Source organism: Achromobacter sp., from assembly GCF_049647645.1.
Classification (GTDB): domain Bacteria; phylum Pseudomonadota; class Gammaproteobacteria; order Burkholderiales; family Burkholderiaceae_B; genus Achromobacter.
On record NZ_JBARYB010000137.1, the window covers coordinates 40810 to 51065 of the forward strand.

12 protein-coding genes are annotated in these 10256 nt (G+C 65.8%); 9 read left to right on the forward strand and 3 right to left on the reverse strand.

Translation table 11 applies throughout. The annotated features are described in order from the left end of the window. Positions 1 to 171 precede the first annotated feature (171 nt). The 5 genes from WBB14_RS16320 to WBB14_RS16340 all read left to right on the forward strand — a co-directional run bounded on the left by WBB14_RS16320 (position 172) and on the right by WBB14_RS16340 (position 4832). The gene (locus WBB14_RS16320; RefSeq protein ID WP_424240765.1) at positions 172 to 1353 is read left to right on the forward strand and encodes a CaiB/BaiF CoA transferase family protein; all 1182 of its coding nucleotides are present in this window, start codon (positions 172 to 174) and stop codon (positions 1351 to 1353) included. A gap of 83 nt (positions 1354 to 1436) precedes the next feature. Next, positions 1437 to 2180, forward strand: coding sequence for a FadR/GntR family transcriptional regulator (locus WBB14_RS16325; RefSeq protein ID WP_424240766.1), 744 nt, complete (start codon positions 1437 to 1439; stop codon positions 2178 to 2180). Then, positions 2177 to 2992: an enoyl-CoA hydratase gene (locus WBB14_RS16330; RefSeq protein WP_424240767.1), complete on the forward strand. Its 816-nt coding sequence runs from the start codon at positions 2177 to 2179 to the stop codon at positions 2990 to 2992. Before WBB14_RS16325 ends, WBB14_RS16330 begins: the two co-directional genes overlap by 4 nt. A 176-nt stretch (positions 2993 to 3168) precedes the next feature. Further along, on the forward strand, positions 3169 to 4152 hold the full coding sequence (locus tag WBB14_RS16335; RefSeq protein ID WP_424240768.1) for a Bug family tripartite tricarboxylate transporter substrate binding protein: 984 nt from the start codon (positions 3169 to 3171) through the stop codon (positions 4150 to 4152). 86 nt (positions 4153 to 4238) lie between these two features. After that, on the forward strand, positions 4239 to 4832 hold the full coding sequence (locus WBB14_RS16340; RefSeq protein WP_424240769.1) for a nitroreductase family protein: 594 nt from the start codon (positions 4239 to 4241) through the stop codon (positions 4830 to 4832). 97 nt (positions 4833 to 4929) lie between these two features. Here WBB14_RS16340 and WBB14_RS16345 read toward each other — a convergent pair whose 3' ends face one another. Next, positions 4930 to 5865 (reverse strand): DMT family transporter, encoded by a 936-nt coding sequence (locus WBB14_RS16345; RefSeq protein ID WP_424240770.1) that lies wholly within the window; start codon positions 5863 to 5865, stop codon positions 4930 to 4932. Continuing rightward, positions 5862 to 6050 carry an NAD(P)-binding domain-containing protein gene (locus WBB14_RS16350; protein WP_424240771.1) on the reverse strand — a complete coding sequence of 63 codons (189 nt, stop codon included), beginning with the start codon at positions 6048 to 6050 and terminating at the stop codon, positions 5862 to 5864. The genes WBB14_RS16345 and WBB14_RS16350 overlap by 4 nt, the downstream gene beginning before the upstream one ends. A gap of 76 nt (positions 6051 to 6126) precedes the next feature. Here WBB14_RS16350 and WBB14_RS16355 point away from each other — a divergent pair, with 76 nt between their 5' ends. Beyond that, on the forward strand, positions 6127 to 7005 hold the full coding sequence (locus WBB14_RS16355) for a LysR substrate-binding domain-containing protein (protein WP_424240772.1): 879 nt from the start codon (positions 6127 to 6129) through the stop codon (positions 7003 to 7005). A 57-nt stretch (positions 7006 to 7062) separates the two neighbouring features. Here the strand turns inward: WBB14_RS16355 and WBB14_RS16360 are convergent, their stop codons facing one another. Then, positions 7063 to 7389, reverse strand: coding sequence for a hypothetical protein (locus WBB14_RS16360; RefSeq protein WP_424240773.1), 327 nt, complete (start codon positions 7387 to 7389; stop codon positions 7063 to 7065). A gap of 273 nt (positions 7390 to 7662) precedes the next feature. Here WBB14_RS16360 and WBB14_RS16365 point away from each other — a divergent pair, with 273 nt between their 5' ends. The 3 genes from WBB14_RS16365 to WBB14_RS16375 all read left to right on the forward strand — a co-directional run. Then, on the forward strand, positions 7663 to 8895 hold the full coding sequence (locus WBB14_RS16365) for a 3-methyl-2-oxobutanoate dehydrogenase (2-methylpropanoyl-transferring) subunit alpha (protein ID WP_424240774.1): 1233 nt from the start codon (positions 7663 to 7665) through the stop codon (positions 8893 to 8895). A 2-nt stretch (positions 8896 to 8897) separates the two neighbouring features. Then, positions 8898 to 9941: an alpha-ketoacid dehydrogenase subunit beta gene (locus WBB14_RS16370; RefSeq protein ID WP_424240775.1), complete on the forward strand. Its 1044-nt coding sequence runs from the start codon at positions 8898 to 8900 to the stop codon at positions 9939 to 9941. 3 nt (positions 9942 to 9944) lie between these two features. Then, a partial coding sequence (locus WBB14_RS16375) for a biotin/lipoyl-containing protein (protein WP_424240776.1) occupies positions 9945 to 10256 on the forward strand: 312 nt, incomplete at its 3' end.

Sequence of the window (10256 nt, forward strand, 5' to 3'; positions counted from 1 at the left end):
GCGAAACCACTGAGGGCAAGACTGAAATCCTAGGGAAAACCCGCCGCGCAAAAAGCGCGGCGGCGTCTTGTTGCGTCCAAAATCAGCATGTAAGATGTCCAACATCCAACAAATAAAGACAAGGCAGCCGCGGTCCACGACCAACAGCGCCGAACAGAGAGGCAGACAAGCATGGATTCCAAGCCCTTGGGCCGATTTACCGTCCTGGACCTGACGCGGGTACGGTCGGGACCCGCCGCCGTGCGCCAGTTCGCGGACTGGGGCGCCACCGTCATCAAGATCGAGGAGCCGAGCGACGAGCAGGACGACAAGCCGGGCGGCTCGGCCCAGTTCGCCGACTACCAGAACACCCACCGCAATAAGCGCAGTGTCACGTTGAATTTGAAGCATCCGCAGGGCCGGGCGTTGTTCCTGGACCTGGTGCGCCAGGCCGACGTGGTGGTGGAAAACTACCGGCCCAACGTCAAGTTCAAGCTGGGCATCGATTACGAGACACTGCGCCAGGTGAATCCGCGCATCGTCTACGCCAGCGTCTCCGGTTTCGGCCAGGATGGCCCCTACGCCGGGCGGCCGGGACTGGACCAGATCGCGCAGGGCATAGGCGGGCTGATGTCGGTGACCGGCGAACCCGGTCGCGGCCCCATGCGGGCCGGGATTCCGGTGGCGGACCTGACTTCCGGCCTGTTCTGCGCCATCGGTATCTTCATCGCGCTGTTGGAGCGCGAGGTCTCGGGGCAGGGGCAGTGGGTGCAGACCTCGCTGCTGCAATCGCAGGTCTGGATGATGGATTTCCAGGCGATGCGCTGGCTGATGAACGGCGAGGTGCCGGGCCAGAGCGGCAACGACCACCCCACCAGCAGCCCCACCGGCGTGTTCCCCACCAGCGACGGCTATATGAATATCGCGGCCATGGGCAATGACATCTACGCGCGCCTGTGCCGGGTGCTGGAACTGCCGGAACTGATCGAGGACGAGCGTTTCCTGACCGTGCCGCTGCGGGCGCGCAACCGTCCTGCGCTGAACGCGGCCATCGGCGCGCGCACCAGCACGCGCCGCACCGCCGAGTGGATTGCGCTGATGAACAAGGAGGGCGTGCCTTGCGGCCCGATCCTGGGCATGGACCAGACCTTTCAGGATCCACAGGTGCAGCACTTGGGGCTGAGCCGCGAGATCCAGCATCCCTCGCTGGGGCCGATTTCGGTCGTGGGGCAGCCCATGATCCTGAGTCGTTCGGCGTCCGGAGAAATGGCGCCTGCGCCGGAACGCGGCCAGCACAACGGCGACGTTTATGGCGGCATGCTGGGCCTGGCGCAGGCCGACTTGCAGCAATTGGCCCGCGAGGGCGTCATCTGAGGGCCGCAGGCCCAGGCTCCAAGCATAATATCGCCGCCAAGGCCGCCCGCGTATCCGGCGGCCCAGACGGAGACAGCCCAGACATGAACGCACCATCCATTCCCGCCGACCAGGTCTTCACCAGCCTGGGACGCCCCGACAACCTGCCGGACGAGATCGCCTCGCAGATCCGCCAGAAGATCGTGGCGCGCGAATTCGAGCCAGGCCAGCGCCTGCCCACGGAATTCGAGCTGGCGCAGATGTTCGCCGTCAGCCGCAACGTGGTGCGCGAGGCGATCGCGCGGCTGAAGCTGTCGGGCTATGTCGACACGCGGCGCGGCGTGGGTTCCTTCGTGGCGCAGGATGTGGGCACGCGCAATTTCGAGATCGCGCCCGAAGACCTGCTGCAGCCCGAGCCGCTGTTGCACATATTCTGGCTGCGGGTGGAATTGGAATCCGGCGCGGCCGCGCAGGCAGCGCTGCATCGCAGTGCAGAACAGATCGAAACCCTGCGCCAGGCCCTGCAACGGGTCGATGCGGCAGGCAACGACTGGCAGGCCGGCGCCGACCATGCGCTGGACTTCCACATGGCCGTGGGCGAGGCCACCAACAATCCTTACTTCGTGCGCCTGCTGGCGCACCTGCGCCACGTGTTCCGCGGCGCCGTGCGCACGCTGCGTTACACCAGCGCCGGCACCGAGCGCGTGCCGGAAATCGAGCGCGAACACCACCGCATCTTCGATGCCATCGTGGCCGGCGACAGCGAGGCCGCGCGCCTTGCCATGCGCGCGCACCTGACCAATGGCATCCAACGGCACCAGACCGTCATACAAGGAAAGCAACCGTGACCATCCAACGTATCCTGCAGGGCGACATCACCGACAACATCGTGGCCGAGAAGCGCGGCGCGATAGGTTGGCTGACCTTCAACGATCCGCAGCGGCACAACGCCGTATCGTTCGCCATGTGGGAGGCGGTGCCGGTGGTGCTGGAAGCCTTTCGCCAGGACCCGGAGATCCGCGCGGTGGTGCTGCAGGGCGCGGGCGGCAAGGCCTTTGTCAGCGGCGCGAACATCTCGCAGTTCGACACGCTGCGCAGCGGCGAGGACGCGGTGGTGGCATACGAGCGGGTGGCCGAAACCGCGCAGTTGGCGCTGTACGACTACGACAAGCCCACGATCGCGTACATCCAGGGCTATTGCATCGGCGGCGGCCTGAACATTGCGCTCTGCTGCGACATCCGCATCGCCTCCGACAACAGCAGTTTTGCGATCCCCGCCGGCAAGCTGGGCCTGGGCTACCGCCTGACCGCGATCCGCAACCTGGTGACCGCGGTCGGCCCGGCCAATGCGCTGGAAATTTTCCTGACGGCGGCGCGCTATGACGCCCACCAGGCCAAGGAGCTGGGCCTGATCCGCAAGGTGGCGCCGGTGGCAGAACTGCCGCAGGCGCTGGAGACCATGCTGACGCAGATCCAGGCCAACGCGCCGCTGACGCTGCGCGCGGGCAAGAAGATGATCCGCCAGCTTCAGCAACTGGGGCCGGAGGTCGACGTGGAAGGCATGCGCCGGCTGGTGCTGGAGTGTTTCGAAAGCAATGACTACCGCGAGGGCCGCAAGGCGTTCGCGGAAAAGAGAGCGCCGGTGTTCACCGGCACCTGATCTCCGGCCGCGGGCCGGATTCCCTACGCGGCTTGCAGGTCCGCGCCGGCATCGGCGCGGCCGGGGGAGGCTTGCGTCCAGAATCCGCGCGCGGACCGGATCAACCCGGCCACCGATCCCATTGAGGACGGCCAGGCCATAGACCGCGCAGCAAGCGCGGCGACGAGGAGACAGACATGAAAGCGGTTCATCTGAGGGCAGGCCTGGCGGGGCTGGCAGTGTGGCTGTGCGCGGCGCCGCTGCACGCGCAGGGGGCATATCCCAGCCAGCCGGTGCGCATCGTGGTGGGCTATGCCGCTGGCGGCACCACCGACATCCTGGCGCGGGCGCTGGGCGAGCAGTTGAGCAAGGAGCTCAAGCAGCCCGTCATCATCGAGAACAAGGCCGGCGCCGCCGGCAATATCGCCGCAGCCTCCGTGCAGCAGGCCGCGCCCGATGGCTACACCCTGTTCATGGCCACCGTGTCCAGCCACGGCATCAATCCGGTCGTGTACAAGAAGTCGCTGGGCTATGACCCGGTGGGCGGCTTCACGCCGGTCAGCATGATTGCCTCGATCCCGCTGGTGCTGGTCGCCAATCCCAAGCTGCCGGTCACGTCGGTGGCGGACCTGGTCAAATTGGCGCGCGAGAAGCCGGGCGACCTGAACTATTCCTCCAGCGGCAACGGTTCGCCGGTGCATGTGGCCGGGGCGATGTTCGCCTCGGAGGCCAAGGTACAGATCCAGCACGTGCCGTACCGCGGCGGCTCGCTCGCCAATTCCTCGGTCATGAGCGGCGAAACCCAGTTCAGTTTCGCCACCTTGCCCGCAGCCTTGCCACAAGTCCGCGCCGGCGCCCTGCGCGCCCTGGCCGTCACCACGCGGGACCGTTCGGCGGAACTGCCCGAGGTGCCCACGGTGGCCGAGGATCCCATGTTCAAGGGCTACGAGATCAACACGTGGAATGCGTTGATGGCGCCCAAGGGCACGCCGGACGCGGTGGTGGAGGTGCTGAACAAGGCCGTGGCGCGATCGCTGGCCGTGCCGGCCTTGCAGACCCGCTTCAAGGGCGAGGGCGCGACGCCCGGCACCAGCAGCCCGGCCGAGCTGGGCCAGTTCGTCAACGCCGAGCTGGCGCGCTGGGCGAGCGTCATCAAGGAAGTCGGCATCCAGATCGAATGACCTCTGGCGGTCCGGGGGGATGACGGTCCGTGGCAGCGGAGTGGCGTAATATGAATTGTGTTTCTTTCTCATTGACGCCAGATCCGATGACCACGACCCAGACCGCCACCCCGCTGCACGCCTTGAATACGCGCCGTTCCTTCAAGTTCCTCCGCGCCCCGGCGCCCAAGCCCGAGGAACTCGAACAGATCCTGCAGGCGGCCATGTCGGCGCCCGACCATGGCGCCTTGCGTCCCTGGCGTTTCGTGGTGATCCAGGGCGAGGCCATCGGCAAGCTGGCCGATCTGGCGCTGGACGCCGTCAAGCGCAGCGGCGATCCGCGCATGACCCCCGAAAAGGAAAAGTCGGTGCGCGAGTGGATGGCCGGCGTGCCGCTGTTCATCGCGGTGGCGCAGAAGATCGCGCACGACAACACCAAGATCCCGGAACAGGAACAGTTGCTGGCCACCGGCGCCGCCACCATGAACCTGCTTAACGCCGTGCACATGCTGGGCTACGGCGCGTTTTGGAGCACCGGCATCGGCACCTACGTCGAAGACGTGCAGGCGGCGCTGGGCCTTGACGCGCTGGACTACCGCTTCCTCGGCTTCCTGGCCATCGGTACTCCGGCTTGCGCGGTGCCGCCGGCCAACCGCCCGGACTACCGCGAGTTCGTCACGGAGTGGACCGGTCCGGTCTGAGGCCGCGGATGTGCCGGGCGCCCATTTCCAGGTGTGGTGCGATGGTGGTTAGCTGATCCAGTGGGATGGCAGGTTCTTTCATTGGCATGCTGCGCGGTCAGGCTGATTTCGGCCTCTTTGCTCCCGTGACCATCAGCACCACACCCGCCATTACCAGCGCGATCCCAGCCAGCGTCGCTGCGCTTGGAAACTCTCCCAGCACAGGCATCTCAATCAGCATCGCCAGCGCCGGAGCCAGCGCGCCGAAGATTGAGGCACGCGGCGCACCCAGCCGACGCACGGCCTCGGCGTAGAAGAACATGGCAAGAATGGCGACAAATATTCCTTGGGCCACGACCTGGAACAGCACGTCGCGCAGTGGCGCGGAGAAAATGCCGGGGCTCAGGAACAGGAAGTAGACCGGCGCGAAGATCAGCGCCGAGCCCACGTTGACCAGTGCCGTTGCCTGCCAGGGGCTGATGCCGGAGCGCCGTTGCGTCACCGTATAGCTGGCGAATAGTAGTCCGCCGCAGAGAAACAGCAAATCGCCGAGCCATTCGTCTTGCGCCCGGTGCGCCATCAGCGCATAGCCGCCCATGCAGGCCGCACCCGCAATGACAGACAGCAGGCCGCACACCTGCATGCGGCTGAAGCGCTCGCCATACAAGGCTGCGGACAGCAGCGCTACCCAGATCGGCATGGAGCCGATCATCAGCGTGGCGACATGCGAGGCCGGGGCAAAGCGCATACCTACCGAGGCGGCCATCATGAAGGGCACGCCAGCGCCGACCAGCATGATGCAGACCCTGCCGATGCCGATCCGCCGCAGCCCCTCGATCCGCATTCCTTGTCGCAGAAGGATCGGCCATAGGAACAGCGCTGATACGCCGAAGCGCAGCATGGTCACGTCAGCGGGCGCCAGACTGGTCTTCATCGCCAGGCGCGTGGCGACCGTCCAGCCCGACCAGATCAGGGCCACCGCCAGGCCGCAGAGCACGCCAATGGAGCCCTTGCTCAGCGGCGGTGCGGACGAAGCGATCATTGGCGTGTTCATGGCGCCGCCTTGTCGCGCAATGCCTTGACGATGCCGCTCCCCTCGAACGCCCGCCGCGTGGTTGGCGTACGGCAATAGACCGTGACGGCCATACCCACTATTTGTAGATTGCGGGCGATGGGCTCACCCATGACGTCGATTCCGATCACGCTGATTTTCATGGCCACTCCGTCTTCAATATTCATCTGCTGAGCCAATGTAGGCACTTGTATTCATCTCGTAAAATGAATTATTGGGAACAAATTGTTCGGAGAAATCGATATGGTGGAGCTGTCGGAGCTGCGCACGTTCCAGGCCGTCGTGCAGGCGGGAGGCATCAACAAGGCGGCCGAGGCGCTGCACCGGGCGCAGTCCAGCATCACGGTGCGCGTTCAGCAGTTGGAAGAAAAACTGGGGGTCGCGCTGTTCATCCGCGAGGGGCGTTCGCTGCAACTGTCGCCGGCTGGCAAGGTGCTGATGGATTATGCGGAGCGGCTGCTCGATCTGGCGCAAGAAGCCTCGGAGGCCACGCGCAATGACCGGCCCAAGGGCCTGCTGCGGCTTGGGGCGATGGAGAGCACGGCCGCCGTGCGCCTGCCCCAGCCGCTGGGGGTGTTCCACGAGATGTACCCCGATGTGACGCTGGAGCTGTACTCGGACGATCCGCGCGAGCTGATCCAGCGGGTGCTCAAGGGCGAGCTGGACACGGCGCTGATCGCGGATTCCATGTCGGACAAGCGCCTGAACTCGATGGCGATCTACGAAGAGGAACTGGTCATCGTGGCCGAGGCCAAACATCCGCCCATTGCCTCACCCAAGGATGTTCCATCCCGAGCCCTACTGGCTTTTCATCCCGGCTGCCCGCACCGCCAGCGCTTGGAGGACTGGTTCGCGCGTTCTCGCACCAAACCCCAGCGTATCGTCGAGGTGGGTTCGTACCATGTGATCCTGGGCTGCGTGGCGGTGGGCATGGGAATCGCACTCATGCCGCGCAGCGTGTTAGGCACGTACGTCGAGCGCTCGTGCCTGAGTGTCCACCCGCTGCCGCCCAGATTCAACCGAGCCATAACCCGCCTGATCTGGCGCAAGGATTCGCCGGAGGCCAATATTCTGGCGCTGTCGCGAGTGCTGCTCAAAGTGCACGGGCGTTTCCAAGATTGAGCATGTATCCCCTTCCGGGTGCGATCAATCTTGATATCCAAATGGAGGGGCGGCTGCCTACCGGCGGCCCGCGAACGGCCGGAAGGCCGCGCGCACGAGTTGCTCCAGAATCCAGCCGGCAAAGTAGAAGAGGGCCAGCGTAGGCAGCCCGATCAGCAGGTAACCGCCGACCCACGACAGGTCGCCCAGCAGGCGGTCCAGGTTCAATTCATGCAGCAGCGCGAGTTGCGGCGCCAGCGGCAACTGCAGCAACACGAATCGTCCTTTGTCATCGCCGTCGGCCGAGAGCGCGCCGGCGACGCAGAGGATGACAATGGCGAGGTAAAGCGCGGCGAACACGATGCCGGTCCAGCTGAGCCATTTGGAGGCAGTCAATCCGGGCACGTCGGTTTCCAGGGATTCAGGGACTGGAAGTATATGACGCCAGCCGTTGCCGCTACGGCGATCCCCGGACGCGCCACGCGACCCCCAGCTGGCGCCGGTAACGAGGCCCGGCGCGGCCCCTGTCTTGGGGGCGCGCCCTGTGCTACTCTGGCTCCCGGCCGTGCATGTTCATCCCTTTGTACCGGCCGACGATGGCAATGTCCGAGGTCATCCCCTTGGGCAGTGTCTTGGTAAGAAGAATGCGCATGACACGATCAAGCGTGGAGACAATACATGAGCCAATATGGGCCGTTGAAGTTGCACGTCCCGGAGCCTACCGGCCGCCCGGGTTGCAAGACCGACTTTTCCTACCTGCACCTGTCGCCGCCCGGCGATGTGCCCAAACCCCCCATTGATGTTGCCGCGGTCGATACCGGCAGGCTGGCCTACAGCCTGGTCCGGGTGATCGCCGACGACGGCAGCGCCGTCGGACCGTGGGCGCCGGAGCTCAGCCACGAGCAGCTGCGCGCCGGCATGCGCAACATGCTGAAGACGCGCCTCTTCGATGCGCGCATGCTGACCGCCCAGCGCAAGAAGAAGATCTCCTTCTACATGCAGAGCCTGGGCGAAGAAGCCATCGGCACGGCCCATGCCATGGCGCTGGAACAGGGCGACATGTGCTTTCCGACCTACCGCCAGCAAAGCATCCTGCTGGCGCGCGACGTCTCCCTGGTCACCATGATGTGCCAGCTGATGTCCAACGAACGCGATCCGCTCAAGGGCCGCCAACTGCCGGTCATGTACTCCGATCGCGAACGCGGCTTCTTCAGCATCTCGGGCAACCTGGCCACGCAGTTCATCCAGGCGGTGGGCTGGGGCATGGCCTCGGCCATCAAGGGCGACACCCGCATCGCGTCCGGCTGGATCGGCGACGGCGCCACCGCCGAAGCCGACTTCCATACCGCGCTGACCTTTGCGCACGTCTACCGCGCGCCGGTCATCCTGAACGTGGTCAACAACCAGTGGGCCATTTCCACCTTCCAGGCGATCGCCGGCGGCGAAGGCGCGACCTTCGCGGGCCGTGGCGTGGGCTGCGGCATCGCGTCGCTGCGGGTGGATGGCAACGATTTCCTGGCGGTCTATTCCGCTTCGAGCTGGGCGGCCGAACGCGCCCGCCGCAACCTCGGTCCGACCCTGATCGAATGGGTGACCTACCGCGCCGGCCCGCACTCGACCTCCGACGATCCCTCCAAGTACCGCCCCGGCGACGACTGGAGCCACTTCCCGCTGGGCGACCCGATAGCGCGCTTCAAGCAGCACCTGATCCTGCTGGGCATCTGGTCCGACGAAGAGCACGAAGCCGTCAAGGCCGAGCTCGACGCCGAGATCCTGGCGGCCCAGAAGGAAGCGGAAAGCTACGGCACCCTGGTGGACGGCCACGTCCCCAGCGCGGCCAGCATCTTTGAAGACGTCTACAAGGACATGCCGGAGCACTTGCGCCGGCAGCGTCAGCAGCTCGGAGTCTGATCATGGCTATCGATAACAACGTTGGTCCGGCCTCCGCGCCGATGACCATGATCCAGGCTTTGCGCTCGGCCATGGATGTAATGCTGGAGCGCGACAACAATGTCGTGGTGTTCGGCCAGGACGTGGGCTATTTCGGCGGCGTGTTCCGTTGCACCGAAGGCCTGCAGACCAAGTACGGCAGCTCGCGCGTGTTCGACACGCCCATCTCCGAAGGCGGCATCGTCGGCGTGGCGGTGGGCATGGGTGCCTACGGCCTGCGCCCGGTCTGCGAGATCCAGTTCGCGGACTATTTCTATCCGGCCTCCGACCAGATCGTGTCCGAGGCCGCGCGCCTGCGCTACCGCTCGGTCAACGAGTTCGTCGCGCCCATGACCATCCGCATGCCTTGCGGCGGCGGCATCTATGGCGGACAGACGCACAGCCAGAGCCCCGAAGCCATGTTCACGCAGGTGTGCGGGCTGCGCACGGTAATGCCGTCCAATCCCTATGACGCCAAGGGCCTCCTGATCGCGGCCATCGAGAACGATGACCCGGTCATCTTCCTGGAGCCCAAGCGGCTCTACAACGGCCCGTTCGACGGCCATCACGACCGGCCCGTCACGCCCTGGACCGGGCGGCCGGGCAGCGTGGTGCCCACCGGCTACTACACCGTACCGCTGGACACGGCCGCCATCGTGCGGCCCGGCAACGCGCTGACCGTGCTGACCTACGGCACCACCGTGCACGTGTCGCTGACGGCCGCCGAGGAAACCGGCATCGATGCCGAAGTCATCGACCTGCGCAGCCTGTGGCCGCTGGACCTGGACGCCATCGTCAACTCCGTCAAGAAGACCGGCCGCTGCGTGGTGGTGCACGAAGCCACGCGCACCTGCGGCTTCGGCGCCGAGCTGATTTCGCTGGTGCAGGAACACTGCTTCCATCATCTGGAGGCGCCCGTGGAGCGCGTGACCGGCTGGGATACGCCGTATCCGCACGCGCAGGAATGGGCGTACTTCCCCGGCCCGCGCCGGGTTGGCGAAGCGTTCAAGCGCGCGATGGAGGGTTGAGAAATGGGTATTCATGTCATCAAGATGCCCGACATCGGCGAAGGCATCGCGGAAGTGGAACTGGTCGCCTGGCACGTGAAGATCGGCGACATGGTGGCCGAGGACCAGCCGCTGGCCGACGTCATGACCGACAAGGCCACGGTCGAGATTCCCGCGCCGGTGATCGGCCGCGTGGTCGCGCTGGGCGGGGACGTGGGTCAGGTCATGGCCGTGGGCGGCGAGCTGAGCCGCCTGGAGGTCGAAGGCGAGGGCAACCTCAAGCCGGGTGCGGAAGCGCAGCCGGCGAAGGCGCCTGCCGCTGCCGCTGCGGCGCAG